Consider the following 26,664-nt stretch of genomic DNA (forward strand, 5'->3'; position numbering starts at 1 on the left):
CAATGCCGGCCTCAGCCCCCTGCGACGGTTAACTAGCTGTGCTGGTGCCTGCATCGATCAACGCCCGTGAGTCCTGCCGCGATTATTGCCAGGCGCGGCAGGACGCTCCTTGTCCCCGGTCAAGACCGCGACCATCAGTGCTGATGGGCGGCGTTCTGGGTGGCGGGCTCAGCCTTGACTGCGGACGCCTCGGCTTGCACCGCCACCTCCACCTCGACCTGGCCGGCCTTCTCGAAGGTCAGGGTCAAGGGGAAGCGCTCACCCACCTTGGCCTGCTGTTTCAGGCCGAACAGCATCACGTGGTAGCCCATGGGCTCGAACCTGACCGCGCCACCGGCGGGGATTGCCACGCTCTGTACCTGCTGCATCTTCATCACCCCATCGGCATGCACGTGCTCATGCATCTCGGCCTTGGCGGCCAGCGGGGTCTGCACGCCGAGCAGGCGGTCGGCCTCCGGGCCCTGGTTGTGCACCACGAAGTAAGCCGCGGCGGTCGGCGCCACCGGCGGCATCGCCCGCGACCAGGGGTGCTCGATCTGCAGTTCGCCGACCTGGTAGTCGTGGGCCGCGACAAACGGGCTCAGGCTCAGCAGTGCGGCCAGGAGCAGGGTTTTATTCAGCAACATGGTCATTCTCCAGTGACGGACTCAGTGTCCGTTTTCAGTCAGACGACACACGCTGAGCATGTCGTCGCTCCAGTAAAAAATGTTTACCCTCGGACCAGGCCGCGCACCGTACCGACGCGCACCAGCAGCCAGTCCAGTGCCCAGATCAACAACAGCGACGCACCCACCAGGGGAAATGCCGCGCCAAGCAGCAGCATGATGACGATGGCGGTTTTCCAGCGCGGCAAGTCATGGCGCAGCGGGGGCACGCCAAAGCGGCCTTGTGGGCGACGTGTCCACCACATGATCAACCCGCTGACGGCGCTGAGCAGCACCAGCAGGCAGACCGCCAGCATCAGCAACTGGTTGGCCAGGCCGAACAACTTGCCTTCGTGCAGCATCACCCCGGTTTCCACGGTTTTCGCCACTGCGCCGTAATCCTTCCAGCGCACATCGGCCAACACCGCACCGCTGTATTGGTCGAGATGCAGGGTGGCGTCATTGCGTGGGTCATCGGCGAACAGCGCCACCGTGTACACGCCTTGCTCGCCTTTGGGCAGGGTGATGCTGTAACCCGGCAGCACGCCACGCGCGGCAGCCGTATCGACCACCTGCTGCAAGCTGGCCTGGGCGGCAGTAACAGGGGAGGTGTCCGGCATGACTTGGCCGTTATGCGCGGCGTGTGGATCGGACAGCGGCAGTGGCGTGGTTTCCACCGCCCAGGCCACGGTCTGCCGGGTGCTGCTGTTGAGGCTGCCAGCCAGCTGTTCGGACTTCGGCACCGCGTCCCACATGGCCACCGGGAAGTGGTTCCAGGCACCCGCGAACTGCGCGCCCCAGAAGCCGGTCCAGGTCATCCCGGTGAGCAGCATGAACAAGAGCAACAACGCGCCCCAGAATCCGCTCACCGCATGCAGGTCACGCCAGAACAGCCGCCCACGGCTGGCCAGGCGCGGCCATAGCACGCCGGCGCCAGCACTGCCGCGCGGCCACCACAGATACACCCCCGACACCAGCAGGACGATGCTCCAACCGGCGGCCAGCTCGATCAGCCGATCGCCGAGCGTGCCGATCATCAGCTCGCCGTGCAGGGCGCGGGCGATCGCCTGCAGGTTGCTCTGCGCATCCTGACTGCCGAGCAAGGTGCCCCGGTAAGGGTCGACGAACAGATTGAGGCCCTGCCCGGCGTGGTCGACGACAAACTGCGCGCTGCGCCCCGCCTCGGTGGGCGGCAGGTACTGCTGGATGGTCGCCTGGGGGTAGGCCTGTTTGACCACCGCCAGTTGCTGATCGGCGCTCAAGCGCTGCTCGGCCACCGGTACCTGCAGCAGGTCGGCATACATCAGCTGATCCAACTGCGGTTTGAACAGGTAGATGATCCCGGTCAGCGACAGCAGGATCAGGAACGGAATAACCAACAGCCCGGCGTAGAAATGCCAGCGCCAGGCCAGGCTGTAGAACGATGGGGTTGGCGGTTTCATTGCCGAGCCCCTCGAGATGAGATCTGCTGGTCGCGAAGTATTGCGTTCAGCAGGCAACCGAGGCCGGCATGACCCGGGCCGCCCATCGGCGCAAGCAGGCTAAGGGCGAGTTGGTGATACATGGATGTCTCCCCTGAAACTCAAGTGCTGCCAGGGAGCCACCGCGCGGCAAGCGACGGCGATCATCCCGGCAGGCGTTCACTCACAAATTGCTGTGACGACATAGCCGCGGCACCGCACAGGCACCGCGACGCAGAGCGAACTCAGGCGAGCAACGGGGAGGCGCGGGGATTGGCCGAGGGCCAGAGATAGCGGACGGGGCGCCCCGCCAGCAGCGGCGCCGCCCGCGGTTGGCGACTGGCGCCAAGCAGGCCGAGCAGGCCGAAGAACGCCGCCAGGATCAGCGCGCTGAAGGTGGAGCAGAGGGAGCAGCCCGGACCGCTGGCCGGGTTGACCGCGGGGATCCCGGAGCCAGTCAGATCGACCCCGGCAGCAAAATTGCCCTCGAAGGAGCAGTACTGGCCATCCAGGCCGCTGAGCTGCAGGCCGGCCATCTGGCCATGGCCGATGCTGCAGGCGAACGCACTGAAGAGGACGCTGAAATACAGCATCCAGGCAATCAGCGAGCGGTCGGTGCGGGCCAGTTTCATGGAGCGCGACTCTAGCAGTTAGTCCAATCTGGTAACAGCGGCGCAGCGTGGTCGATTGCCGCAGCCCAACTGCGGCCAAGCTTAGGCATGCCAGGGTGCCCGCGCCAGCAGAGCGGCGCAACGGCTCTGGACAAATTCGCGCAGCAGATGCACCGGCTTGCTCAGTTGTGCACGGTGGGCGCAGATCAGGTTGAGCGGGGTTGCCTCGCCCCGCCACTCGGGCAGCAGCACCTTGAGCCGCCCGGCCTGGACATCGCCCGCCACGTCCAGCCAGGACTTGTATACCAGCCCGGCGCCCGCCACTGCCCAACGGTGGACCACATCGGCATCGTCGCTGACCCGATCGCCGCCGACCGTCAGGCTCTGCTCGCGCTTGCCGGCCTGAAAGCGCCAGCGCTCGTGCACCCGCCCGCCGAGCATGTAGAGCAGGCAGTTGTGCTCGGCCAGCGCCTCGACGCTCCGCGGTTCACCGTGACGCGCCAGGTAGTCCGGCGCGGCGCAGAGTACCCGGCGGTTGCCCGCTGCCACCGGCAAGGCGACCAGGCTGGAGTCCTCAGGCGCGCCATAGCGCAGGGCGATGTCCACCGGCTCGCGAAACAGATCGGTCACCCGGTCGCCAAGCAGCAGGCGCAACTGCAACTGCGGGTGCGCCAGTTGGAACTCATCGAGCCAGGGCAGCAAGATGTTGCGGCCGAAATCCGACGGTGCCGACAGTTGCAGCAAGCCGCTGATGCCAACCTTGCTACCCGCCAGTTGTTGCCGGCCATCGTCCAGGCTTTGCAGGGCCAGGCGGGCGTGTACCAGGAAGGCTTCGCCCTCCGGGGTCAGGCGCAGGCTGCGCGTGGAGCGCACCAGCAGATGCGCCTGCAGGTGCTGCTCCAGGCGCTTGAGCGCGGCGCTGGCCACCGCCGGCGAGATGTCCAGCAGTCGCGCAGCGGCGGACAGGCTGCCGAGTTCGGCGGTGCGCACGAACACCTGCAGGTCAGCAAAATTCAGCATGGAAACCCCGGCATTTTCAAATAAATATTGAAAGAGACTCTATTCCTACCCTGTTTTTCAGCCATATGAAATAGCCGAGTATGGCCATCACCGGGCCAGAGGACCCTGGCCGCGAATGCTCGCGGCCAGGACCCGCGCCTACAGTCGCCCCACACCTCAGAGCTGCCATGAAAGCCATCGCCTACTACCACTCCCTGCCCGCCGAACATCCCGAAGCCCTGCAGGACATCCAGCTGGCGCAACCCAGCCCCGGTCCGCGCGACCTGCTGGTGCAGGTCAACGCCATCTCGGTCAATCCGGTGGACACCAAGATCCGCAGCACGGTCGCCCCGGAAAACGGCGAAGCCAAGGTACTCGGCTGGGATGCCAGCGGCATCGTCCAGGCCGTGGGTAGCGAGGTGACCCTGTTCCAGCCCGGCGACCGGGTGTTCTATGCCGGCGCGATCAACCGCGCCGGCGCCAACAGCGAGTTGCATGTGGTGGACGAACGCATCGTCGGCCACATGCCCGGCAGCCTGACGTTCGCCGAGGCCGCGGCGCTGCCGCTGACCGCGATCACCGCCTGGGAGCTGCTGTTCGAGCGCCTGCAGATCGCCGAGGGTTCCAGCGACTTGGGCCAGAGCCTGCTGATCGTCGGCGCCGCTGGCGGGGTCGGCTCGATCCTCACCCAACTGGCCCGCCAGCTCACCGGCCTGACCGTGATCGGCAGCGCCTCGCGCCCGCAAACCCAGGCCTGGGTGCGCGAGCTCGGCGCCCACCATGTGATCGACCACAGCCGGCCGTTGCACGAAGAACTCAGGCGCATCGGCATCAACCAGGTGACCCACGTCGCCAGCCTGACCCAGACCGACCAGCACTTCGATCAACTGATCGACTGCCTGGCGCCGCAGGGCCGCCTGGCACTGATCGACGATCCGCGGCAACCACTGGATGTGATGAAGCTCAAGCGCAAGAGCCTGTCACTGCATTGGGAGCTGATGTTCACCCGCTCGCTGTTCGCGACCGCAGACATGATCGAGCAGCATCGCCTGCTCGAGCGGGTCGCCGAACTGATTGATGCCGGCGTGCTGAAAACCACCCTCGGCGAGCACTTCGGCAGCATCAATGCGGCCAATCTGCGCCGCGCCCATGCCCTGCTGGAAAGCGGCAAGGCCAAAGGCAAGGTCGTCCTCGAAGGTTTCTGAGTGACGGCTGTTACCGGCCGCATGCGCACCGTCAGCGCTGACCGCACTGTTCCCAACAATCGAGCGAGAACCGGCTAGACTGCCATTACGCTCAAGGGCATGCCACCCAGGTATGGCATGCCCAGCGGCCTCTCGCCAACCTGCGACTCATCGGTGGTAAGGATGCGTTCCGATCTAATAGTCCCGTTGCGTCTGGCCGGTGCCTACATCCTGTTCAGCAGCACCTGGATTCTTGCCAGCGACGCCCTGCTGATGGCCGTGGTCAACGACAAAGCCCTGAGCAGCCAGCTGCAAACCGTCAAAGGCATGCTCTTCGTACTGCTCAGCAGCCTGCTGATCTTCTACCTCAACTTGCGTGATCGCCGCGCCCAGCGTGTGCTGCTCAACGCCCTGACGCACAACACCCGCCTGTTGCAACAAACCCAGCGCACTGCCCGACTCGGCAGCTGGGAATATGACGGCCATTTCCACTGGAGCAGCGAAGCCCTGTCCCTGCTTGGGCGCGACCCAGGCAGTGCACACAGTGGCACCGAGCAATTACTCAGCTGGCTCTACCCGGCCGAGCGACCGGCCCTGCAGCGCTCCTTGCAAGCGCTGCTCGAACAGCACAAACCGATGGCGGTCAGTGCACGCCTGCAGCGACCTGAAAAGCGACAGACCGCCTGGCTGATGCTGCGCGGCGAGGCGGATGCCGATGGTCAGATCCTCGGCACCGTGCAGGACATCAGTAGCCAGAAGCGCGACGAAATCGCCCTGCGTGAAAGCGAACAGCGTTTCCGCCAACTGTTCGAGCAAACCCCGCGGATTGCCGTACAGGGTTACGACCGCGAGCGCCGGGTCATCTACTGGAACCCGGCCAGCGCCCAGCTCTATGGCTATAGCCTGCAGGAAGCCATGGGCCAGCGCCTGGAAGAGCTGATCATCCCGCCAGCCGCGCGCAGCAAGGTCGTCAGCGCATTCAACCGCTGGCTGCTCGGTGGCCCGCCGATTGCCGCCGCCGAGATGCAATTGCAGCGCAAGGACGGCGGCAAGGTGTGGGTGTATTCCTCCCACTCGATGCTCAACAACAGCCGCGACCAGCTGGAGTTGTACCGCGTCGACATCGATCTCAGCGAACAGCAGCAAACCAATCTCGAACTGCAGTCCAGCGAGGAGCGTTACCGCGAACTGGTCGAACAGCTGAGCAATGTGATCGTGCAGACGGACACCAGTGGGCAGCTTGTTTTTCTCAACCCGGCCTGGGAAAAGCTCAGTGGCTATGCCGGCTATGAATGCCTCGGCCGACCGTTGGCACAGTTTCTCGACAGCGCCGGTGCCGCGAGCTTCAACCAGCAGCTCAGCGCTATCGACAACGGCCAGCAGGCCGACCTGCGTGGCGAGTTCCGTCTGCTCACCCGCCAGGGCCAACTGCGCTGGATAGACATTCAGTTAAGCCACAGCCCATCGAACAACCTGCTCAACGGCAGCCTGCAAGACATCCATGACCGCCACCAACTGCAGCAACTGCAGCACGCACGCAACGCGGTGCTCGATGAGCTGCTCGCCCGCCGCCCCCTGGCGCATATCCTCGAGGGCATCAGCCGGCGCTTACAGGATCTCAATCCGCACATGCGGGTGTCGATCATGCTGCTGGACGAGCAGCGCCAGTGCCTGCATCTGCTCGCCGCACCCAGCCTGCCCGAGCCGTACCGGCAGGCCATCGACGGCCTGCCGGCGCAGCTCGAACTCGGTTCATGCGGCCACGCTGCGTGCAGCGGCGAACTGGTGATCGCGCCAGACCTCGCGACTCATCCCTACTGGCAGGCGTTTCGCACCCAGGCCCTGGCCGCCGGCTTACATGCCTGCTGGTCGCTGCCGTTCAAGGATGAGAACGCTCGGGTACTCGGCACCTTCGGCATCTACTACGACCAACCCAAGCGGCCGAGCCAGGCCGATATAGCCCTGGTCACCGAGTTCACCCGCCTGGCCAGCCTGGCCGTGCAACAGCTGCAGCTGCAGCGACGCATGCTGCATGCCGACGACCAGCAGCCGTCCATTTGACCCATGTCAGAAATAGTTCATCTGCCGCAACTAGACTCGGCCACCTAACCCGTGGAGATGCCGCTCATGAACATCTGTATCCAGCCACTGCACAAAGCCGAAGGGACCTGCTGGCAAGTCCGCTTCGCCAGCCATAGCGTGAGCTTTCGCAGCGAAACCGAAGCCCGTCAATTCGTCGCCACCCTCGAAGCACGCCTGCAGGCCCCGCATCCATTGTCGAGCCACATGCAGCGCGCCGCCAACTGAGCCGCGGAACGCAGGACGGCCTGGGCGGCTTTCCGATCGGACAGCCCGCCAGGGTTTGTGCCGCACGGACAAGCCTGCAGTGCACGGCCTGCGGCGAGTGACCGCCCAGGGCCGCGGGGTGTACGAGCTCATGGCCCAGGCTGTTGGCAGACTAGCGCAGCAGCCGGGCGTTTCTTACCAGCCCGGATGGCCGCTCCGTCGTTCCGCCCAGCGGGTGAAGCGCGAGCAGAGCACGGCCAGCGTGGCGCACCCGCAGATCACCAGCGCCATCGGCCAGGCACTGCCGTCATGCAGCGCGCCGACCAGCGCCGCGGCGCTGGCGGCTATGCCGAACTGCAAGCAACCGAGCAATGCCGAGGCGCTGCCGGCATGCGTGCCCTGGCCGGCCATGGCGCAGGCCGAGGCGTTCGGCAGGAGGATGCCGAGGCAGGCGATGCAGCCGAACAGGGGAATCAGCAGCGGCCACAGCGCCGCCGTGCGCGAGACCGCGACCGTCAGCAACACCAGCGCGCAGGCCAGATAGAACCACACCGTGCGCCGCAGCCAATAGCCCGGCCCATGCCGCGCCACCAGCCAGGCATTGAGTTGCGCCACCAGGATAAAGCCCAGGGCATTGCTGCCGAACAGCCAGCCATAGTGCTCGGCCGGCACGCCGTACAATTCGATGAAGACGAAGGGCGAACCGGCGATATAGGCGAACATTCCGGCAACGGCCAAGCCGCCGGTCAGCGCATGGCCGAGAAACGGCAAGTCGCCGAGCAACCGCCGGTACTCGCCCAGCGCGCCGCGCAACGGCGCCCTGGGCGCTGTAGCCGACAGGGTTTCCGGCAACCACAGCGCCACACCGAGCCAACTGAGCACGCCGAAGGCAAACAGGCAGACGAAGATCGACTGCCAGCCGAGCCAACTCAAGAGCACGCCACCAGCCAGCGGCGCGAGGATCGGCGCCACGCCCATGACCAGCATCAGCTGGGAAAACACCTTGGCCGAGGTGATCGGGTCGCACAGGTCGCGCACCACGGCGCGGTTCACCACCATGCCGGCGCAGCCGCCGAGGGCCTGGACGAACCGCGCGGCGATCAGCCATTCCAGACTCGGCGCCAGCGCACAGGCCAGCGAGGCCAGGCTGAACAGCAGCACCCCGGCGAGCAGCGGCTTGCGTCGACCGTAACGGTCGGCCAACGGCCCGTAGATCAGTTGCCCCAGGGCCAGGCCAATGAAATAGGCGGCCAGCGACAACTGCACATGCTCGACGTCGGTGGCGAAGACCCGCGCCAGGGTGGGGAAACTCGGCAGGTAGAAGTCGATGGCCAGGGGGCCAAAAGCGCTCAAGGCGCCGAGGATCAGCAGAAGACGGAATGGCATGGGGTTCCAGGACAAATCAGGTAAGTGTTGGCCTGGCAGCATGACCAGGGCATCGGCTGGGTTAGCGGCAAGCTGCGCTCAAGGTCAATCCACGACCTGTGTGCCGCGTAACCCACCATTTCCGGGATTTCCGCTGACGCTACCGGGTTACCCGGCCTTCGCTGGCCGTGCTGGATCGGCGATCGGGGCAGGCCGCTAACCCGGCCTACCCCGACCTACCCGGCTTCCCTCAACCCTTCGACTCGACAGCCGCCTCCGCGGCCTTCTTCCGGCCGCCGCCCAGCTTGGCCGCCCAGGACTCCACCAGCAGGTAGAACATCGGAATCAGGAAGATCGCCAGCAGGGTCGCGGCGAGCATGCCGCCGATCACCCCGGTGCCGATCGAGTGGCGGCTGGCCGAACCGGCACCGCTACTGATGGCCAACGGCACTACGCCGAGGATGAACGCCAGCGAGGTCATGATGATCGGCCGAAAGCGCAGGCGCGAGGCCTCCAGCGCCGACTCGAGGATGCCCATGCCCTGCTGCCGGCAGATCACGGCGAACTCGACGATGAGGATGGCGTTCTTCGCCGCCAGGCCGATCAGGGTGATCAGGCCGACCTGGAAGTACAGGTCGTTGTCGATGCCGCGCAGCCACACCGCGAGAATCGCCCCGAATACCGCGAAGGGCACCGCGGTGACCACTGCCAGCGGCAGGGTCCAGCGCTCGTACTGGGCGGCCAGGATGAGGAACACCATGATCAGGCCGAAGATGAAGGCGCTGCTGCCCGAACCCTGGGTCGCCAGTTCCTGGAAGGCCGAGCCGGTCCAGCCGATGCTGTAGTCGCTGCCCAGCACCTCGCTGGCCACCTCCTGCACAGCCGCCAGGGCCTCGCCCGAGCTGAAGCCCGGCGCCGGGCCACCGAGGATCTTCGCCGCCGGGTAGACGTTGAAACGCGCATAGCTGTCCGGGCCGAGGATGCGCTCGACCTTGACCAGAGTCGACAAGGACACCAGCTCGCCGCCGCTTGAGCGCACATAGACCTGGGCCAGGTCCTCCGGCTTGCGCCTGAACTCCGACTCGGACTGCAGGCTGACCTGGAAGGTACGCCCGTACAGGCTGAAGTCGTTGACGTAGTAGCTGCCGAAGGTCGCCTGCATGGCGGTGAACACGTCGCTGATCGACACGCCCAGGGCACGCGCCTTGGTCCGATCCAGATTGATGTAGTACTGCGGCACGTTGGCGCTGAAGGTACTCTGCACCCCGGCCAGTTCCGGGCGCTGGCGCGCCGCGGCGAGGAAGGCGCCGACCCGTTCCGCCAGCTGCGCGGTGCTGCCGCCGCTGCGGTCCTGGATATAGCCCTCGAAACCGCCGGTGGTGCTCATGCCGGTGATCGGCGGCGGGTTGAAGGTCATCACCACGCCATCCTTCTGCGTCGCGCCCATGGCCATGAACTCGCGGGTCAGGTTGCGCGCATCCAGCTCCGGCGTGGTGCGCTCGCTCCAGTCCTTCAGCGGCACGAAGGACACCCCGGCGTTGCTGCGGGTGCCGAAGGTGAGGATGTCGAAACCGGCAAAGGTCACCACGTCCTCGACCGCCGGGTGCTGCATCAGCTGCTCGGTCACTTCGCTGGTGAGTTTTTCGGTGCGGGTCAGCGAGGCCGCTGGCGGCAGGAAGTAGGCGTTGAGCACATAGCCCTGGTCCTCGTTGGGCACCAAGGAGCTGGGCACCCGGCCGAACAGTACGACCATCAGCGCGATCATCGCACCGAACAGCAGCAAGCCCACGGCCGAACGCTTGAGGAAAAACTGCACGCCACTGGTATAGCCGGCGGTGAGGCGGTCAAAACCGCGATTGAACCAGCGAAACACTGCCGCCGGCTCCTGATGCCCCGGCTTGAGCAGCAGGGCACAGAGCGCCGGGCTCAGGGTCAGCGCGACTATGCCGGAGATCACCACCGACACGGCGATGGTGATGGCGAACTGTTTGTACATTTCTCCGGCCAGGCCGCCGAGAAAGCCCACCGGCACGAATACCGCGCAGAGCACCAGGACGATGGCGACGATCGGCCCGGTGACTTCCTCCATGGCCTTGATCGTCGCCTCGCGCGGGCCGATCTTCTCGCTGTTCATCACCCGCTCGACGTTCTCGATCACCACGATGGCATCGTCCACCACAATGCCGATCGCCAGGACCATGCCGAACAGAGTCAGCAGGTTGATCGAGAAGCCCAGCAGGTACATACCGGCGAAGGTGCCGATCAGCGACACCGGAATCGCCAGCACCGGGATCAGGGTAGCGCGCCAGTTCTGCAGGAAGATGAAGACCACCAGCATCACCAGCACCAGGGCCTCGACGAAGGTGTGCAGCACCTCCTTGATCGACACCCGGACGAACTTGGTGGTGTCGTAGGGAATCTTGTAGGTGATGCCCTCGGGGAAGTTCTTCGACAGCCGCGCCAGGGTGTCCTGTACCGCGGCAGCGGTGTCCAGGGCATTGGCGCCCGGCTGCAGGTAGATGCCGAAGGCGGCGTTCTGCTGACCGTTGAGCGAGGTCATCAGCGAGTAGTCCTGGGCGCCCAGCTCGACCCGCGCGACATCCTTGAGCAGCAGGCTGGCGCCGGTTTCATCAGAGCGCAGGATCACGTTCTCGAACTCGACCGGGTCGGTGAAGCGGCCCTGGGTGGTCACCGTGTAGGTGAAATCCTGGGCCTGCTGCAGCGGCTGCTGGCCGAAGCTGCCGGCGGCGAACTGCGAGTTCTGCTCGCGGATTGCCGCGACCACGTCACTCGGGGTCAGGTTGTACTGCGCCAGCTTGTCCGGGCGCAGCCAGATGCGCATGGAGTAATCCTTGGAGCCGAACTGGCGGGCATCGCCGACGCCGGGCAGACGCTTGAGTTCGTCCATCACGTTGATCAGTGCGTAGTTGCTGATGTACACCGGATCACGCGAGCCGTCCGGGGAAAACAGCGTGACTACCTGGAGGATGTCCGAGGACTTCTTCTCGACCTTGACCCCCTGCCGACGGACTTCCTCCGGCAGCTTGGCCAGGGCGGCCTGGACCCGGTTATTGACGTCGATGGTGGCCTGGTCCGGATCGGTGCCGACCTGGAAATACACCGACAGGCTCATGCTGTTGCCGCCGGAGTTGGACTGCTGGTAGATCATCCCCTCGACGCCGTTGATCGACTGTTCCAGCGGCGCCGCCACGGTCTCGGCGATCACCTGGGCGCTGGCGCCGGAATAGCTGGCGCTGACCGACACCTGCGGCGGCAGGATCTGCGGGTACTGGGCGATGGGCAATTCGCGCATGGCCATCAGGCCGGCCAGCACGATAATGATGGAGATGACCGCGGCGAACACCGGCCGGTCGATAAAGAAGCGTGAGATCACCGGTAACGCTCCTTAGGGTTGCTTGGCCGCTGCTGGGGCAGCGCTGGAAGCGGCTTCGGCGACCTTCACCGGGGCATCCGGGCGCACCTTGGGCAGCCCCTCGATGATCACCCGGTCGCCAGCGCTGATGCCCGACTCGACCACCCAGCGACCGGCCGAGGTGCGTCCGGTGCTGACCTCGCGCATGCGCGCGATCCCCTGTTCATCGACCACATAGACGAAGGTGCCGCGTGGCCCCTGGGCGATCGCACGCTCCGGCACGGTGATCGCATTGGGCAGGGAGATGCCCTTGACCAATACCCGCACGAATTGACCGGGCAGCAATTTCTGCTCGGGGTTGGGCACCACCGCGCGGGCACTGACGGTGCCGGTGCCACGGTCGACCAGGCTGCCGGTGAAATCCACCTTGCCTTCTAGCGGGTAGCGGGAACCATCGCCGTACAGGATCTCGACACTCATCTGCTCGCCCTCCAGCACCAGCGCGCCACTTTGCAGGCCGCTGCGCACGCTCTCCACGTCGCTATCCGGGGCGGCGAAGTTGACGTAGATCGGGTCGAGCTGGGTGATATTGCTCAGCAGGCTGGCATTCGGGTCGCCGGCCACCATCAGGCTGCCCTCGGACACGGTTTCCTTGCTGGTAATGCCGGAGATCGGCGCCGTCACCGTGCAGTAATCGAGATCGATCTGCTTGGACTGCACCTCGGCCTCGGCCGCCTGGATGTTGGCCTTGCTCTGCTCGAAGTTGGAGATCGCGTTGTCCAGCTCACTCTCGCTGGCATAGCCCTTCTTCTGCAGCTCGCGGATACGCTTGAGGTCGCGTTCGGTCTGCCGGTAACGCGCCTGCTCCTGAGCCAGTGCGCCCTTGGCCCGAGCCAGGGCGGCCTGGTAGGTGCGCGGATCGATGCGGAACATCACCTGGCCCTGCTTGACCGCGCTGCCCTCGAGGTAGGTGCGCTCCTGGAGGATGCCGCTGACCTGGGCGCGCACCTGCACCTCGCGAAAGCCCGCGGTACGGGCGGAATACTCGAATACCAGCGGCAGCGGGCCAACGTTGACGGTCTCCACCAGCACCTCGGGCGCAGGCGGTGCATCGGCGGCCTGGGTCATGGGTGCCAGCGCGCAATAGGCTAACCCCCCGAAAACAAGCACGAGGTGACGGACAAAAAACATAAGGCTCTCCGGAGCAACACGATGCGCACGACAAACAGGAGACGATGCTAATTACATTCACTACTGTTTGTAAACAAACCATCGCGTCAAAACTCAGTACACTCTGTTCCCCAAAGCAGAGCCTAGACAGAATTCAGCCGACCGTCATGCGCCGAACCAAAGAACAAGCCGAACAAACCCGCAGCGCCATCCTCGCCGCTGCCGAGACGCTATTCCTGGAAAAAGGCGTGGCCCACACCAGCCTGGAACACATCGCCCGCCACGCTGGCGTCACCCGTGGTGCGGTGTATTGGCATTTCGAGAACAAGGCCCACCTGTTTCACGAACTGCTCAGCCAGGTGCGCCTGCCGCCCGAGCAAATGGCCGTGCGCCTGAGCGCCTGCGCCGAGCGCGATCCCCTGCTGGCGTTGCGCGCGCTGTGTATCGAGGCCATCGAGAACTTGGCCCGCGACCCGCAGAAGCAACGCATCTTCACCATCCTCCTGCGCCGCTGCGAATTCACCGACGAGTTGCGCGAGGCGGAGCAACGCCACGCCACCTTTATCAATCAGTTCATCGCCCTGGTCGAACACCAGTTCGAGCAGCCCGCCATCAAACCGCGCCTGCAGCCAGGCATGAGCCCACGTCTGGCGGCCCGCACCCTGCATGCGATGATCATCGGCCTGTTCAGCGACTGGCTGCGCGACCCGACACTGTTCGACCCACTGAGCGACAGCGCGCCGATGATCGACGCCTGTTTTCGTGGCCTGGTGCGCGACTGGAGGCCAGGAGCGGCAGTAGAGGGGGAATGAGGCTTTTTTATCCAGCCCGCTAGTGCGTGGATGGATGCAGCGTCATCTCCCTGCCCGCTCTCGTAGCCCAATGAATCCCGGGCAAGCGCATGGCCACCTGCCCCCAGGTTGCAGCCGGACCTATTCCTCCCGGCTCAACAGCCGTGGGAGCATGACCGCATCAATTGTTACCCAGGCCTGCCCCATAACCCGCTTCGGCAATCGCGATGATCAGCTCATCGCTCGACAGGCTGCTGACCACGCGCGCCTCACCGCCCTGTAACTTCACCTTTACATCGGCAGCCGGATCACGCGCCTGCAAGGCCTCGGTGATCGTCTTCACGCAATGCTCGCAGGTCATGCCTTCGATTCTGAGTATGTGAACCTTTGATGCTTGCATCTGTAATCTCCTGATTGAATGTCTGACCCCTTTGCGGGCGGCGCTCAGTTTCGGCCCTCCCCCATGGGTAAGGTCAAGGTATAAAACAAAACTTGACCTTACCCATAGGTCAAGGTTGATCCTGTAGCGGAACTCAACGGAGGCTCCTGCATGCCCAGCCTGACCACTTTCGACCTGCCTATCAGCGGCATGACCTGCGCCAGCTGCGCCGGCCGCGTCGAGCGCGCCTTGCGCAAAGTGCCCAACGTCGCCAGCGCCAACGTCAACCTGGCCAGCGAACAGGCGCGTATCGAGGCACCCGTGGACAGCCTGGAGCAGTTGCTCAGCGCTGTTGCAAGTGCCGGCTATGCCGTGCCCAGCGAACGCCTGGAGCTGGCCATCGGCGGCATGACCTGCGCCAGCTGCGTCGGCCGCGTCGAGCGCGCCCTGGCGCCACTGCCCGGCGTGCTCACGGTCAGCGTCAACCTGGCCACCGAGCAGGCGCTGCTGCAGGTCACGGCGGGTCTCGACCCACAAACCCTGTTGCAGGCAGTCGCCAAAGCCGGCTACACGGCCACCCTGGTGGACAGCGACACGCCCGCCAAGCCCCTGGCCGAACGTCATTTGCAGCGCGAGCGCTGGGCCCTGGCACTGGCCTTGCTGCTCACCACTCCCCTGCTGATTCCGATGCTGGCGCAGCCGTTTGGCGCCCACTGGATGCTGCCGGCCTGGCTGCAGTTCGCCCTGGCCACGCCGGTCCAGTTCGTCCTCGGCGCGCGCTTCTACCGCGCCGCCTGGCTGGCCCTGCGCGCCGGTGCCGGCAACATGGATCAACTGGTCGCCCTGGGCACCAGCGCCGCCTATGGCCTGAGCCTCTATCAATGGTCGATCACCCCGAGCGGCACCCTGCCGCACCTGTACTTCGAAGCCTCGGCGGTGATCATCAGCCTGATCCTGCTCGGCAAATACCTGGAAAGCCGCGCCAAACGGCAGACCACCAGCGCCATTCGGGCCCTGCAGGCACTGCGCCCGGATCAGGCCCTGCGTCTGCGCGATGGCGTCGAGCAGTGGGTGGCACTCAGCGCCCTGGTCCTGGGCGATCAGGTGGTGGTCAAGCCCGGCGAGCGCTTCCCGGTCGACGGCCAGGTGCGGCAAGGCCAGAGCCATGCCGACGAAGCCTTGATCAGCGGCGAGAGCCTGCCGCAGCCCAAGCAGCCGGGCGACAAGGTCACCGCCGGGGCGATCAACGGCGAAGGCCGCCTGTTGATCGAGACCACCGCCCTGGGCGCGGAAACCGTGCTGGCCAAGATCATCCGCCTGGTCGAGGACGCCCAGGCGGCCAAGGCACCAATCCAGAAACTGGTGGACAAGGTCAGTCGGGTCTTCGTGCCGACCGTGCTGCTGCTCGCCCTGGCCACCCTGCTGGGCTGGCTGCTGCTGGGCGCGCCCCTGCAAACCGCGCTGCTCAATGCCGTCGCCGTGCTGGTGATCGCCTGCCCCTGCGCCCTCGGCCTGGCCACGCCGACGGCGATCATGGCCGGCACCGGAGTGGCCGCGCGCCACGGCATCCTGATCAAGGACGCCGAGGCGCTGGAAGTGGCCCATGGCGTCACCGCCGTGGCGTTCGACAAGACCGGCACCCTGACCTCCGGCACGCCACGCATCGCCCACATGAGCGCGCTCGATGGCGACACCACGACCCTGCTGCAACTGGCCGGCGCCCTGCAACGTGGCAGCGAACACCCGCTGGCCAAGGCGGTGCTGGATGAATGCACCGCCCGGCAGTTGCCGCTGGCCGCGGTGGTCGACAGCCAGGCCCTGGCCGGACGCGGGATTACCGGGCGGATCGGCGAACGCCAACTGGCCCTGGGCAACAAGCGCCTGCTCGAGGAGGGCTGGCTACACGACCCTACCCTGGCCGCCGAGGCCCTGGCCTGGGAAGCCGAGGGCCGCACCCTGTCCTGGCTGATCGAACAGGCACCGACGGCCCAGGTGCTGGGACTGTTTGCCTTCGGCGACACGCTCAAGGCCGGTGCCGCCGAGGCCATCGCCCAGCTCAAGGCGCAAGGCATCAGCAGCCACCTGATCAGCGGCGACAATCGCGGCAGCGTCCATGCGGTGGCCAGCGCCCTGGGCATCGACGCGGCGCATGCCGAAGTGCTGCCGGCAGACAAGGCGGCGATCATCGGCGAACTGAGAAATACCGGGGTGGTGGCGATGGTCGGCGACGGCATCAACGACGCCCCGGCGCTGGCGGCCGCGGATGTCGGCATCGCCATGGGCAGCGGCACCGACGTGGCCATGCATGCCGCCGGCATCACCCTGATGCGCGGCGACCCGCGCCTGGTGCCGGCGGCGCTGGATATCAGCCGGCGCACCTACAACAAGATCCGGCAGAACCTGTTCTGGGCCTTCATCTACAACCTGGTCGGCATCCCCCTGGCCGCCGCCGGCCTGCTCAACCCGATGCTCGCCGGCGGCGCCATGGCGCTGTCCAGCCTCAGCGTGGTGAGCAATGCGTTGTTGCTGAAGACCTGGAAACCCAAGGATCACAGCTAGCCTGCATGTAGTCCCACGCCGCAACTGGAGAGCGACCGATGAACATCGGCCAAGCCGCGCAGAAAACCGGCCTCAGCGCCAAGATGATCCGCTACTACGAGTCGATCGACCTGCTGCCGGCCGCCGGGCGCAGCGACAGCGGCTACCGCCAGTACGGCGCCCAGGACCTGCACCGCCTGGCCTTTATCAAGCGCGCGCGGGACCTGGGGTTTTCCCTGGCCGAGGTGGCCCAGCTGCTGACCCTGTGGCAGGACCGCCAGCGCGCCAGCGCCGACGTCAAGGCCCTGGCCGCCGGGCACATCGGCGAACTCAATCGCAAGATCGCCGAACTCAGCAGCCTGCGCGACACCCTGCAGGACCTGATGCAGCACTGCCAGGGCGACGACCGCCCCGACTGCCCGATCCTCAAGGATCTGGAGTCCGGCGGCGGCAACCACCCGACCAGCAACCTGTAGGGTGTCACTCGCCGCAGGCAGTGCACCATGGTTGATCGGCCCGGCACAAAAGCTGGCGGGTTGTCGCTGCGCTCCGAACGGACTGCCCTAGGGCACGAGCGAACTCCGCAACGCCGCGCAATCCTCGGCGAAGTGATCGGCCAGTTCCGGCCAGGGATTCTGCGTCAGGTTGACCAGCACGCTGCAGGCGCCGGCGGCGCGGGCGCATTCCAGGTCGAAGCGGTAGTCACCGACCATCACCAGTTCGTCCGGCGCCACCTGCCAGCGCTCGGCCAGGTGCAGCAAACCGCCGGGATGGGGCTTGGGCGGCGCCTCGTCGCGACCGAGAATGTCGGCGCTGGCGAAACAATCGCCCAGGCCGATCGCCTGCAGGGTCACCAGCGCCAGTTCATGGGCGTTGCGCGTGAGGATCCCGAGCCGGCAGTCGCGATCTTTCAGCGCGCGCACCAGGTCGATGGCCCCCGGCGCCGGTTCGGCGCTCAGCGCCAACTCGCGCTCGTGCTCCAGCAGCCAGGCGTACTTGGCCGCCGCGACCTCCTCGGGCAAGGCCGCCAGGTGATGGAGGATGTCGTGCTCCAGGGGAATATCCAGCGACCGCTTGATCGCCTCGAAGTCATGCACCGCCAGGGTCAGGGTGCCGTCCATGTCGAACACCCAGTGGCGCGCTTCGTGCAGCCTCATGTCCAGTCCTCGCGGCTCACTTCCAATCCTCACGGATTCGGGTCAGGCCTTCCTGGGCCACCGAGGCGACCAGTTGGCCCTGACGGTTGAAGATGCTGCCGCGGGAGAAGCCGCGGGCGTTGCCGGCCCAGGGGCTGTCCATGGCGTAGAGTAGCCAGTCGTCCATGCGCAGGTTGCTGTGGAACCACAGCGAATGGTCGAGGCTGGCGACCTGCATGAACTTCTGCCAGACCGACACCCCGTGGGGCAGCATCGAGGTGGTCAGCAGGTTGAAGTCGCTGGCGTAGCCGAGCAGGTACTTGTGCAGCTGCGGGTCGTCCGGCAGTTCGCCGGCGGCGCGGAACCACACGTACTTGACCGGTTCGCTCGGCTGCGGGGCAAAAGGGTTGTCGACGGTCACCGGGCGGATCTCGATCGGCTTGTCGCTCACCGCCCGCGCGCGCATGCGCTCAGGCAGCGAGTCGGCGACCAGCCGGGCCAGTTCGGTTTCCGACTTCAGCGTTTCCGGCCCGGGCACCTCCGGCATCGGGATCTGATGGTGGGAGCCTTCTTCGTCGTACTGGAAGGAGGCGCTGCAGGTAAAGATCGGCTTGCCCTTCTGGATAGCCGTGACCCGGCGGGTGCTGAAACTGCCGCCGTCGCGCACCCGTTCGACCTGGTAGACCACCGGCAGACTGGCATCGCCCGGACGCAGGAAGTAGCCGTGCAGCGAGTGCACATGGCGCGCCTCCTCAACCGTCTGGCTGGCCGCCGACACGCACTGACCAAGCACCTGACCACCGAACAGCTGACGAAACCCCAGATCCTGGCTGACGCCGCGAAAGAGGTTCTCTTCGATGGCCTCCAGGCTCAACAGGGCGACCAATTCGTCCAGTACCTGACTCATGCTTGTTCTCCAGTAACCGCTACGAGCGCGGTAAACGTAATTCGGGGTAGGCCGGCAGGGAGCTCAAGCGCTCATCCCACACGGCCCGGCCAATAGTGAAATGGTAAAGACTTTGCCAGCGGCTGTCGGCAAGTCCCAGCAATTCATGCAGCGAATCGTCGAAATAACAGCCTATTCCGGTGGCGGACAACCCCGCCGCCTCGGCTTCCAGATAGAGCAACTGGCCGATTTGCCCACACTCCCAGTACAACCGCGGGTAGCGCCAGGCGCCGGCCTGCAGCGCCGTGTCGAAGCGACTGAGCATGGCCAGGGCGACGCAACCATCGCTGGCGATGTCCTGACCGCAGGAGAGAAACTCCGCCAGGCCGCGGGCATCGCCAGCCAGCAGGCGGTACAGCGGCAAGTGGTCGTGTACCCGCTGCCAGAGAAAATCCTCGCGCAATCCAGGTTGCGCCTGGCCATCGACCCGCGCCAACCAGTACAAACCAGGATCCAGATCCTGCACGCGGTGGACGAACAGCAGCAGATCGACCTGGGCCGCCTCCCCGGTCAAGGCGAAAGGCACCGGCGAATTGGCCGGCATCAGCCGCTGCAACCAGGCGCACAGCAGCTCGGCGTGAATCCCGCTCTTGCCGTCCATGGCTTGCGCGCTACGGCGGCGATGCAGGATCGGCCGCAGCGCCAGGCCGGGATTGTCCGCCTGGGCGCGGCCGGCTTCGGCTAGCCAGGGCGGCGCAGCCATGGCCGGCGCCCGACACAGCGCCTGCACCCGCGCCAGCTCCGGCCACTCGTGGTACTGGCGCGACAGGCGATTGGGCGCGCCCTGCAGCTCCAGTGCCGCCAGGCCTTGCAGCAAGCTGTCCGGCAGGGCGAACTCGCAGGCCTGGGCCGGGCCTATCCAGAGCAGGCAGTCGACATGCTCGGCCTCGGCAAAACCTTGGCGATCCAGGCCGAAAACGCCGTCCAGCCGCGCCTCGGCCACCCCGCGCAGCAGGCGCACCTGCCAGCCCAACGCGCTGGCGGCAAGCGCCAGAGCAGCCAGGGCATGGCCCAGATCATGCTGGCAGTAGCGGTAGGCGCGCTCGCCATACTTCCACGCCTCGCGCCAGGGGATGCTGGCCAGCGCCAGCAGGCAGCCCCCCGCCGGCAACGCCTGGGCCAGTGGCGCGGCCAGCGCCGCCGGCAGTTCGCCACGCACCTCCAGGGCATGGGCGTCGGCCGTGTAATGGACCAGCAAGGCCTCGTCCTGCAGGCCGCCGGCCGGCAGCAACAGATAGGCCTCGGTCGGGTGCAGATTGCCCGACGACGGGTTGACCCGCAGCGCCCAGCGGCTGCCGCCCGCCTCCTTCCAGGCCGACAACGCCAGGCTGTCGTACAGCAGCTGCGACAGACTGGCCCGGTTCAGCGGCGCCGGCGTGCCCAGCGGCGCGGCGAACACCGCGTCGTAGTCGGGCGACTCCTGCAGCGGCCGCTGCCACAGCTCGATCAGGCGCGCGCCACGGTAACGCCGGAAGGCGACGGGCTGGGTCGCCCAGTCCAGCTGCCCGGGCCCGGGGGCGAAGCGCTGCGGCTGGTGCTTGCTCAGCTGGTGATAGGCGCGCACGGCGTCCTGCTCGGTCATTAGGGCTCCACTTGAGTCGGTCCAGGCCCGCCGCCATACTCAGGCGCTGCGTTAAAGAGTGTCATTGTATGCGTCTGCCACTGGTCTTTCACGACGACTACAGCCCGCCCCTTCCGGCCGGCCATCGTTTCCCCATGGAGAAATTCCGCCTGCTGCGCGATCACCTGGTGGCCAGCGGCCTGACCTCGGACGCCGAGTTGCTGCGCCCCGAGCTGTGTCCGCCGCAGGTGCTGGCCCTGGCCCACTGCCCCGCCTATATCGAGCGCTACATCAGCGGCGAACTGTCCCATGCAGACCAGCGCCGCCTCGGCCTGCCCTGGAGCGCGGCCCTGGCGCAGCGCACCGTGCGCGCGGTGGGCGGCTCGCTATTGGCTGCCGAGCAGGCCTTGCAGCATGGCCTGGCCTGCCACCTGGCCGGCGGCACCCATCACGCCCATTACGACTTCCCCTCAGGCTTCTGCATCTTCAATGACCTGGCGGTGATCGCCCGCTACCTGCTCGAAGCCGGCAAGGCGCAGCGGGTGCTGATCTTCGACTGCGACGTGCACCAGGGCGACGGCAGCGCCCGCCTGCTGGCCGATGTCCCGGAGGCGATCACCGTGTCGCTGCACTGCGAAAACAACTTCCCGGCACGCAAGGCCGCCAGCGACTGGGACATTCCCCTGCCGATGGGCATGGGCGACGCCGCCTACCTGAAGGTGGTGGACGACGCGCTGAACTACCTGCTGCCGCTGTACCAGCCGGACATCGTCCTCTACGACGCCGGCGTCGATGTGCACCAGGACGATGCCCTCGGCTACCTGCAACTTACCGACGCCGGCCTCGCCGCCCGCGACCAGGCGGTGCTCGACCACTGCCTGGGCCGCGACATCCCGGTGGTCGGCCTGATCGGCGGCGGCTACGACAAGGACCGCCACGCCCTGGCCCGCCGCCACGGCATCCTCCATCACAGCGCGGCCAGGGTCTGGGCCAGCCGCGGGTTAGGCCGCAGGTTGGGTTAGCGGCGCGGAGCGTGCACTTGCCAACGGCGCGATGGCCGAGCACTGCGTCACCCAACGCAGCGTCCACAACCGCACGGCCGTTGTCGGGTTATGCCGGCGCAATAAGCGGCAGTCCGACAGCGAATATCCGCAGACCACGGCCAGAACCCTGGCCCATCCATGGCTATGCTTATGCCTGTGCCGAAGGCGTTTTCCCGCCCGGAATTTTCCAGGCTGGGGAGCCGCCACGGCCAAGGAGGCCTGCGGCATGCAACTGACCACGGTGAACATCGACAAGCCGCAAGAGATCAACTTCATCTTCGGCCAGACCCACTTCATCAAGTCCGTCGAGGACATCCACGAGGCGCTGGTCACGGCCGTGCCCGGGATCAAGTTCGGCCTGGCCTTCTGCGAGGCCTCGGGCAAATGCCTGGTGCGCTGGTCGGGCACCGATAGCGCGATGATCGAACTGGCCCAGCGCAATGCCCAGGCCATTGGCGCCGGCCACTGCTTCATCATCTTCCTTGGCGCGGGCTTCTACCCGCTGAGCGTGCTGAACAGCATCAAGCTGGTGGCCGAGGTCTGCCGGATCTTCTGCGCCACCGCCAATCCGACCGAAGTGGTGCTCGCCGAAACCCAGCAGGGTCGTGCCGTGCTCGGCGTGGTTGACGGCTACTGCGCCCATGACCTCGAAGGCGACGACGACATCCTCTGGCGCAAGAACCTGTTGCGCCAGATCGGCTACAAGCTTTGAGAGGGCGCGAACAAACTCTCGCCTGCCACGGCGTGCGCCATGTCCACACCCTCAGAGTAACGGCCAGGCCGCCAGGTTTGGCCCCGCGGCTATCGATCGGGGGCAGCGAGGTGTGGCATGAAAAGGCTATTTCTCATTCGTCATGCCAAGTCGAGTTGGGCTGACGCCGCGCTGGCCGACCGCGACCGCCCCCTGAACGAGCGCGGCAAACGCGACGCACCGAAGATCGGCGATCGCCTGGCCAGGCGCGAGATCAAGCCCGACTTGATCCTGTCGAGTCCAGCCGTGCGGGCGCTGACGACGGCGAAGATCATCGCCGGCAAGCTCGCTTACATGCGCAAGCACATCGGCGTCGATGAGCGGCTGTATGCCGCCGAGGCCGATGAGCTGCTCGAGATCATCCACGCACTCGACGATCACCTGCAGTGCGTGATGATCGTCGGCCACAACCCCGAATTGAGCGAACTCGCCCAGCGCCTGTGCGGTGAGATCGAGCACCTGCCGAGCGGCGCCGTCGCCGAGTTCGGCTTCGCGGCGAAGTCGTGGGCGGAGATCGGCGCCTGCCCTGTCGCGACGGTGGCACTCGATTATCCAAAGAAATCGTAGCGCCGATGCTCTCGCCCGCGCGGCGATCAGAGGCTGTGAAAATAGCCCGCATCGGCGCGAGTCGGTCTGCGACCATTCGCGGCAGGTGGGTGACGCGAAAAATGAGGGCGGTCAGGCCCCGTCGTTCACCTTGGGCATCGGCATCCGCCTAAGTAGCCGGGTGGCGGGCTCGAAGCCGGCCCGCAATGGGCTCAAAGGGGAGCACTGCGCCGCCCCGCGCGCCCCGCCAGCACCAGGCCCGCGCCCTGGGCCTTGCGGGTGTACCAGAACACCCGGCTCACGCCCCGGGTGATGGCCACATAGGCCAGGCGCAGGCCTTCATCGCTCATCGCCTGGTCGTAGCTGTTGCGGAAGAAGCCCGAGTAGGCGTAGAGCGCATTGCGCAGCGGATGCGGTTCCGTGGCCGGGCAATCGTCGACAATGATCGCCACTTCGGCCTGCAGGCCCTTGGCGCGGTGAATGGTGTAGGCCTTGACCGGCAGTTTCTTGTCCAACTGGGCCTGAATCGCCTGCAAGGGTGCGTTGCGCCGACTGAGCAGCAGCACCGCCGTGCGGTCAGCCACCGGGCGGCTGGCCACGTGGGCGCACTCGGCCTTGATAGCCTTCAGCAACTCCGGCAGACGCGCCTTGATATCGAAGCCCTGCACCAGCTTGACCCCGTGATCCCCCGGCTGCATGGCCTTGAACGCCTTGCTGGTCTTGGCTTGCTTGCAGGCGACGCCCGCGAGCACCGCCTCGCCGTCGCGGATCACCGGCTCGATCGAGCGGTAGTTGGTGGCCAGCATCAGCAGCGCACTGCTCTTCGCCTTGCCCTTGCCCGGGAAGTGCCTGTCGAAGTCCATGAACAGTTCCGGGGAGCTGCCGCGCCAGCCATAGATCGACTGCCAGTCGTCGCCGATCGCCATCAGGCTGACCGCCGTGCCCTGGCGCGCCAGCGCGCGGTGGACCGCCTGCAGCCACTGGACGATCTGCGGCGAGATGTCCTGGAACTCATCGATCAGCAGGTGATTGAACGGCGCCAGCGCCTCGGCCGAGATCCCCGGCGCATTTCCCGCCAGCCGCTCGCCGAGGGACTGGAAGGCGCCATCGAAGGTCATCAAGCCCTGCGCCTGCAGGCAGCCCTGGAAGGCCTTGCAGAACAACACCAGGGCCTCGACAAAACTGCGCTCGCGAGCGCAGCAGGACAGCGCCTGGACATCTATCCGCTCGGGGCGGATGCCGATGCTCTGGATAAAGCCGGCCTGCACATAGAAGGCCTCGAACAGCGGCAACGCGGTGAACTCCCCCGCCAGCTTGAAGCCATCCAGCGGCGCCTTGGCCACCCGCGGCCGCTTGCCTTCGGCGGTCTCAGCCGGTGGTGCCGGCAACCCCAGCAGGCTGTGCACCAACTGGCGAAACACCGGTTCCTCGGCGTAGCACTGCTGGTAGGCCTGCTTGAGCAGGCGCTGCTGGGCCGGACGCAGGCGCGCGGACGTCAGCGGGTTATCCAGCTCACGGGGCGCGCCGGGCGCATCATCCAGTTGCTCGAACCAGCGCGGATTGCTCAACGCCTGCTTGGCCAGCACGCCCATGGCCGAATGGAAGGTGCGCACGCACTGGCGGGCCTGGCCGGCGTCGAATGGGTACCGCCAGAAGCCCAGCACCCTGAGCAGTTGCGCACGCAACTCGGCGCAGGAGGCATTGGTGAAGGAGATCACCGTCAGCCGCCCCGGCTCGATACCCAGATGACAGAGCATGAACACCACGCGCAGCACCAGGGTGGTGGACTTGCCCGAGCCCGCCCCGGCGAAGATGCGGGTGAGCGGATGACGACCGAGGATCATCGCCCACTGCTCGTCCGACGGCGCACTGATCACCCCCGCAGCCACCGCCTGGGCGACCCGCTCGCGCATGGCCTCGACCTGCGCCGCCTCGACCGCCAGCAACGCCGGACCGTAAATCGCCGTGCTAGCCGGCGGGCCTGGTTTGGCTCGCGACCTGGCCGGCTTCTTCCCAGCGCCCGCCTTGCTCTTGCCCTTGCCAGTCGCCGCGCCGGCCTTCTTGGTCCGGGAACGCGGCTTGTTCTGCGGCAACCCCGCCTCGCGCTCGGCGCGCAGATAGTCCGTGGTTCGCGGGAAATAACGCGCCAAGGCACCGGAGAGGAGCAACTTGTAACGCCCGACGGCAGACAGCATTCGACGATTACCACCCTGAGCATGATGTAGATGGCTGAATGATAAGTGTTTTTCGCCGGAGCCTGGCAACCACTGGGACAACGGCACGAATAACAGGGGCGAGCCTGCGGGCGCGGCAAGGCGGATTTTATCCAGGGCCCTGGGCAGGCCGGCGAGGCCCAGGGTAATCCCCCCGAAATCAGTACTCGCCAGGGCTAGAGCTCAAGCCAGCAGTTCTGTAATCCAGCGGACGTGTTGGGCAACCTCTTGCACCTTTTCCTCGGCCACGGCCTGCCGCGCCCGGGCGAAGTTGGCCAGGGTCTGCTGCTTCAGGCGCAACGCTCGCTGCCACTTGGCCAGGAACGCCGGGCTGCGTTGCTGCAGCTGCAGTGGGCCGAAGTACAGTTGCTCAGTGGTGTAGATCACCGGTCCGATGCGCTCGGCGACGATGACTTCGTAGTCGAAGCGGTTTTCCCGCAGCACTTCCTCGCAGAGGATGCGGTAGCCATTGTCCATCAGCCATTGGCGCAGTGGTTGCTCGCCGCCATTGGGCTGGAGGATCAGGCGCTCATCACCGCTCAGGCGGGCCTTGCCGCTGTCGAGGATATCGCGGATCTTCTCGCCGCCCATGCCACAGAGGCTGATCGCCGTGATCCCGTCGCCCGGCTCGATTGCCGCCAGCCCATTGGCTAGGCGCACGGTGATTCGCTGGCTCAGGTCGTTGTCGCGCACGGTACGTTCCGCCGCATGAAACGGCGTCAAGGCCACCTCGCCGGCCACCGCCGCCGCGATGACGCCGCGGCACATCAACGCCACCGGCAGGTAGCCGTGATCTGAGCCGATATCGGCCAGCCGCGCACCTGCCGGGACATGGGCTGCGACGCGCTCCAGGCGCATGGACAATGTCCGTTCGTTCAACTTCAGCCCCTTTCACCACGCGCGTCCGGCACGTCGGGCCGGATCGGCGCGGGATTCTGCCAAGCAACGCCGCGCATGGCAAATTCCTGCGGGCCGGACCACGCTTCGCCCTGTACCTGTGGCACTGGGATCGGCCCACGGAAAACCCTGGCATGGGCCGCTTGCGGCCTATAGATAAATCAGCCCCCTTTGCGCATTTTCCTCTTCAAGCACGGGCGCCTGGGGTGCCGCGAGCGTTCTTCTTCTGCAGGATCAGCGACGCTTCGTTGTAGGCATTCTGGAAGGCGTCGCCGCCGATCCAATTCACTGCCGTGTCTTCGTCTTCATCGTGGAAAATCGCCCGATAGGTGATCAGCAGACCCATCATGAAGTCGGTCGCCGCGTCTTCTGCTTCCTCAGCGACCACCAACTCCAACACCGGGTATTGCAGGAACACCACGCACATCGCCAGCAGGCTGATGCCTTCGCCGACTTTCATCGCCTGGAACAGGTCGTCGAAGTGCGCCGGGTCGAAACCGTTCTCTTCGATGTCTTTGAAGTCGAAGGTGCTCAGGTCGATTTCGACATCATCGAACGGCTCGTTGATCAGCGGATTGGCCAGGAGCGGATGCACGACAGTGGCCTTGGACTTGCCCGAACGGTTCTGCTTGGCCTTGGCCTTGGCCCGCTGGGCGCGTTTTTGCTGTTTATCTGGAGAAGCCATGGAGGCGAGTTCCTTGTCCGGTGCAGCCATCTGCATGGCCCGGGATAATCGTGCGCACATTGTATTGAGTCTTGGCTGGGTTCGTC

The 26,664-nt window shown here is 66.0% G+C and carries 23 protein-coding genes; 9 read left to right on the forward strand and 14 right to left on the reverse strand.

Features of this window, described 5'->3' with window-relative positions:
• Positions 1-134: 134 nt before the first annotated feature.
• The 4 genes from PH586_RS16700 to PH586_RS16715 form a co-directional block, all read right to left on the reverse strand.
• Complete coding sequence (locus PH586_RS16700) at positions 135-626, reverse strand: copper chaperone PCu(A)C (RefSeq protein WP_271348901.1); 492 nt, start codon at positions 624-626, stop codon at positions 135-137.
• 83 nt (positions 627-709) lie between these two features.
• On the reverse strand, positions 710-2,086 hold the full coding sequence (locus tag PH586_RS16705; protein WP_271348902.1) for a PepSY-associated TM helix domain-containing protein: 1,377 nt from the start codon (positions 2,084-2,086) through the stop codon (positions 710-712).
• A gap of 263 nt (positions 2,087-2,349) precedes the next feature.
• Complete coding sequence (locus PH586_RS16710) at positions 2,350-2,736, reverse strand: DUF2946 domain-containing protein (protein WP_271348903.1); 387 nt, start codon at positions 2,734-2,736, stop codon at positions 2,350-2,352.
• 81 nt (positions 2,737-2,817) lie between these two features.
• Positions 2,818-3,735: a LysR family transcriptional regulator gene (locus tag PH586_RS16715; RefSeq protein ID WP_271348904.1), complete on the reverse strand. Its 918-nt coding sequence runs from the start codon at positions 3,733-3,735 to the stop codon at positions 2,818-2,820.
• A gap of 167 nt (positions 3,736-3,902) precedes the next feature.
• On the opposite strand from PH586_RS16715, the gene PH586_RS16720 reads away from it, so the two are divergent.
• The 3 genes from PH586_RS16720 to PH586_RS16730 all read left to right on the forward strand — a co-directional run bounded on the left by PH586_RS16720 (position 3,903) and on the right by PH586_RS16730 (position 7,205).
• A complete protein-coding gene (locus PH586_RS16720; protein ID WP_271348905.1) occupies positions 3,903-4,919 on the forward strand; it encodes a zinc-binding alcohol dehydrogenase family protein in 1,017 nt (338 codons plus the stop codon).
• Positions 4,920-5,081: 162 nt separating this feature from the next.
• Positions 5,082-6,959, forward strand: a complete 1,878-nt coding sequence (locus PH586_RS16725) for a bifunctional diguanylate cyclase/phosphodiesterase (protein WP_271348906.1) — start codon at positions 5,082-5,084, stop codon at positions 6,957-6,959.
• A 66-nt stretch (positions 6,960-7,025) separates the two neighbouring features.
• Complete coding sequence (locus tag PH586_RS16730) at positions 7,026-7,205, forward strand: hypothetical protein (RefSeq protein ID WP_271348907.1); 180 nt, start codon at positions 7,026-7,028, stop codon at positions 7,203-7,205.
• 174 nt (positions 7,206-7,379) lie between these two features.
• On the opposite strand, the gene PH586_RS16735 is transcribed toward PH586_RS16730, so the two are convergent.
• The 3 genes from PH586_RS16735 to PH586_RS16745 all read right to left on the reverse strand — a co-directional run bounded on the left by PH586_RS16735 (position 7,380) and on the right by PH586_RS16745 (position 13,113).
• The gene (locus PH586_RS16735) at positions 7,380-8,570 is read right to left on the reverse strand and encodes a Bcr/CflA family multidrug efflux MFS transporter (RefSeq protein ID WP_271348908.1); all 1,191 of its coding nucleotides are present in this window, start codon (positions 8,568-8,570) and stop codon (positions 7,380-7,382) included.
• 229 nt (positions 8,571-8,799) lie between these two features.
• The gene (locus PH586_RS16740) at positions 8,800-11,943 is read right to left on the reverse strand and encodes an efflux RND transporter permease subunit (protein ID WP_271348909.1); all 3,144 of its coding nucleotides are present in this window, start codon (positions 11,941-11,943) and stop codon (positions 8,800-8,802) included.
• 12 nt (positions 11,944-11,955) lie between these two features.
• On the reverse strand, positions 11,956-13,113 hold the full coding sequence (locus tag PH586_RS16745) for an efflux RND transporter periplasmic adaptor subunit (RefSeq protein ID WP_408636971.1): 1,158 nt from the start codon (positions 13,111-13,113) through the stop codon (positions 11,956-11,958).
• A gap of 146 nt (positions 13,114-13,259) precedes the next feature.
• On the opposite strand from PH586_RS16745, the gene PH586_RS16750 reads away from it, so the two are divergent.
• Complete coding sequence (locus PH586_RS16750) at positions 13,260-13,904, forward strand: TetR family transcriptional regulator (protein ID WP_271348911.1); 645 nt, start codon at positions 13,260-13,262, stop codon at positions 13,902-13,904.
• 160 nt (positions 13,905-14,064) lie between these two features.
• On the opposite strand, the gene PH586_RS16755 is transcribed toward PH586_RS16750, so the two are convergent.
• A complete protein-coding gene (locus PH586_RS16755; protein WP_238042520.1) occupies positions 14,065-14,283 on the reverse strand; it encodes a heavy-metal-associated domain-containing protein in 219 nt (72 codons plus the stop codon).
• Positions 14,284-14,433: 150 nt separating this feature from the next.
• Between PH586_RS16755 and PH586_RS16760 the strand changes: the two genes are divergently transcribed.
• Positions 14,434-16,821, forward strand: a complete 2,388-nt coding sequence (locus tag PH586_RS16760; RefSeq protein ID WP_271348912.1) for a heavy metal translocating P-type ATPase — start codon at positions 14,434-14,436, stop codon at positions 16,819-16,821.
• A gap of 38 nt (positions 16,822-16,859) precedes the next feature.
• A complete protein-coding gene (gene cueR / locus PH586_RS16765) occupies positions 16,860-17,276 on the forward strand; it encodes a Cu(I)-responsive transcriptional regulator (RefSeq protein WP_271348913.1) in 417 nt (138 codons plus the stop codon).
• An 87-nt stretch (positions 17,277-17,363) separates the two neighbouring features.
• Here cueR and PH586_RS16770 read toward each other — a convergent pair whose 3' ends face one another.
• Genes PH586_RS16770 through PH586_RS16780 form a run of 3 tightly spaced genes read right to left on the reverse strand, consistent with a single transcriptional unit; the run spans position 17,364 to position 20,464 of the window.
• Positions 17,364-17,957, reverse strand: coding sequence for an HAD family hydrolase (locus tag PH586_RS16770; RefSeq protein WP_271348914.1), 594 nt, complete (start codon positions 17,955-17,957; stop codon positions 17,364-17,366).
• A gap of 16 nt (positions 17,958-17,973) precedes the next feature.
• Positions 17,974-18,843: an acyl-CoA thioesterase II gene (gene tesB, locus PH586_RS16775; RefSeq protein WP_271348915.1), complete on the reverse strand. Its 870-nt coding sequence runs from the start codon at positions 18,841-18,843 to the stop codon at positions 17,974-17,976.
• A gap of 19 nt (positions 18,844-18,862) precedes the next feature.
• Complete coding sequence (locus PH586_RS16780; RefSeq protein WP_271348916.1) at positions 18,863-20,464, reverse strand: SagB/ThcOx family dehydrogenase; 1,602 nt, start codon at positions 20,462-20,464, stop codon at positions 18,863-18,865.
• A gap of 68 nt (positions 20,465-20,532) precedes the next feature.
• On the opposite strand from PH586_RS16780, the gene PH586_RS16785 reads away from it, so the two are divergent.
• The 3 genes from PH586_RS16785 (at position 20,533) to PH586_RS16795 (ending at position 22,804) form a co-directional block, all read left to right on the forward strand.
• Positions 20,533-21,465 (forward strand): histone deacetylase family protein, encoded by a 933-nt coding sequence (locus PH586_RS16785; protein WP_271348917.1) that lies wholly within the window; start codon positions 20,533-20,535, stop codon positions 21,463-21,465.
• 247 nt (positions 21,466-21,712) lie between these two features.
• Entirely contained in the window at positions 21,713-22,198 is a 486-nt protein-coding gene (locus PH586_RS16790) for an adenosine-specific kinase (RefSeq protein WP_271348918.1), read from the forward strand.
• A gap of 117 nt (positions 22,199-22,315) precedes the next feature.
• Complete coding sequence (locus tag PH586_RS16795) at positions 22,316-22,804, forward strand: SixA phosphatase family protein (RefSeq protein WP_271348919.1); 489 nt, start codon at positions 22,316-22,318, stop codon at positions 22,802-22,804.
• Between the two features lie 191 nt (positions 22,805-22,995).
• Here the strand turns inward: PH586_RS16795 and PH586_RS16800 are convergent, their stop codons facing one another.
• The 3 genes from PH586_RS16800 to PH586_RS16810 form a co-directional block, all read right to left on the reverse strand.
• Positions 22,996-24,978, reverse strand: a complete 1,983-nt coding sequence (locus PH586_RS16800; RefSeq protein WP_271348920.1) for a DEAD/DEAH box helicase — start codon at positions 24,976-24,978, stop codon at positions 22,996-22,998.
• Between the two features lie 201 nt (positions 24,979-25,179).
• Positions 25,180-25,875 (reverse strand): tRNA (adenine(22)-N(1))-methyltransferase, encoded by a 696-nt coding sequence (locus PH586_RS16805; RefSeq protein WP_333908331.1) that lies wholly within the window; start codon positions 25,873-25,875, stop codon positions 25,180-25,182.
• A 205-nt stretch (positions 25,876-26,080) separates the two neighbouring features.
• Entirely contained in the window at positions 26,081-26,578 is a 498-nt protein-coding gene (locus PH586_RS16810; RefSeq protein WP_271348922.1) for a hypothetical protein, read from the reverse strand.
• Positions 26,579-26,664 lie beyond the last annotated feature (86 nt).

Origin of the sequence: Pseudomonas aestuarii (assembly GCF_027988105.1) — a bacterium.
Taxonomy (GTDB): Bacteria; Pseudomonadota; Gammaproteobacteria; order Pseudomonadales; family Pseudomonadaceae; genus Aquipseudomonas; species Aquipseudomonas aestuarii.

Excerpts from the sequence above, each read along its gene's own strand:
- PH586_RS16750 (WP_271348911.1), top strand. The coding sequence starts at position 13,260 with ATGCGCCGAACCAAAGAACAAGCCGAACAAACCCGCAGCGCCATCCTC.
- PH586_RS16720 (WP_271348905.1), top strand. The coding sequence starts at position 3,903 with ATGAAAGCCATCGCCTACTACCACTCCCTGCCCGCCGAACATCCCGAA.
- PH586_RS16810 (WP_271348922.1), bottom strand. The coding sequence starts at position 26,578 with ATGGCTTCTCCAGATAAACAGCAAAAACGCGCCCAGCGGGCCAAGGCC.
- PH586_RS16770 (WP_271348914.1), bottom strand. The coding sequence starts at position 17,957 with ATGAGGCTGCACGAAGCGCGCCACTGGGTGTTCGACATGGACGGCACC.
- PH586_RS16710 (WP_271348903.1), bottom strand. The coding sequence starts at position 2,736 with ATGAAACTGGCCCGCACCGACCGCTCGCTGATTGCCTGGATGCTGTAT.
- PH586_RS16790 (WP_271348918.1), top strand. The coding sequence starts at position 21,713 with ATGCAACTGACCACGGTGAACATCGACAAGCCGCAAGAGATCAACTTC.
- PH586_RS16700 (WP_271348901.1), bottom strand. The coding sequence starts at position 626 with ATGTTGCTGAATAAAACCCTGCTCCTGGCCGCACTGCTGAGCCTGAGC.
- tesB (WP_271348915.1), bottom strand. The coding sequence starts at position 18,843 with ATGAGTCAGGTACTGGACGAATTGGTCGCCCTGTTGAGCCTGGAGGCC.
- PH586_RS16795 (WP_271348919.1), top strand. The coding sequence starts at position 22,316 with ATGAAAAGGCTATTTCTCATTCGTCATGCCAAGTCGAGTTGGGCTGAC.
- cueR (WP_271348913.1), top strand. The coding sequence starts at position 16,860 with ATGAACATCGGCCAAGCCGCGCAGAAAACCGGCCTCAGCGCCAAGATG.
- PH586_RS16725 (WP_271348906.1), top strand. The coding sequence starts at position 5,082 with ATGCGTTCCGATCTAATAGTCCCGTTGCGTCTGGCCGGTGCCTACATC.
- PH586_RS16735 (WP_271348908.1), bottom strand. The coding sequence starts at position 8,570 with ATGCCATTCCGTCTTCTGCTGATCCTCGGCGCCTTGAGCGCTTTTGGC.
- PH586_RS16715 (WP_271348904.1), bottom strand. The coding sequence starts at position 3,735 with ATGCTGAATTTTGCTGACCTGCAGGTGTTCGTGCGCACCGCCGAACTC.
- PH586_RS16755 (WP_238042520.1), bottom strand. The coding sequence starts at position 14,283 with ATGCAAGCATCAAAGGTTCACATACTCAGAATCGAAGGCATGACCTGC.
- PH586_RS16705 (WP_271348902.1), bottom strand. The coding sequence starts at position 2,086 with ATGAAACCGCCAACCCCATCGTTCTACAGCCTGGCCTGGCGCTGGCAT.
- PH586_RS16760 (WP_271348912.1), top strand. The coding sequence starts at position 14,434 with ATGCCCAGCCTGACCACTTTCGACCTGCCTATCAGCGGCATGACCTGC.
- PH586_RS16745 (WP_408636971.1), bottom strand. The coding sequence starts at position 13,113 with ATGTTTTTTGTCCGTCACCTCGTGCTTGTTTTCGGGGGGTTAGCCTAT.
- PH586_RS16730 (WP_271348907.1), top strand. The coding sequence starts at position 7,026 with ATGAACATCTGTATCCAGCCACTGCACAAAGCCGAAGGGACCTGCTGG.
- PH586_RS16780 (WP_271348916.1), bottom strand. The coding sequence starts at position 20,464 with ATGACCGAGCAGGACGCCGTGCGCGCCTATCACCAGCTGAGCAAGCAC.
- PH586_RS16800 (WP_271348920.1), bottom strand. The coding sequence starts at position 24,978 with ATGCTGTCTGCCGTCGGGCGTTACAAGTTGCTCCTCTCCGGTGCCTTG.
- PH586_RS16785 (WP_271348917.1), top strand. The coding sequence starts at position 20,533 with ATGCGTCTGCCACTGGTCTTTCACGACGACTACAGCCCGCCCCTTCCG.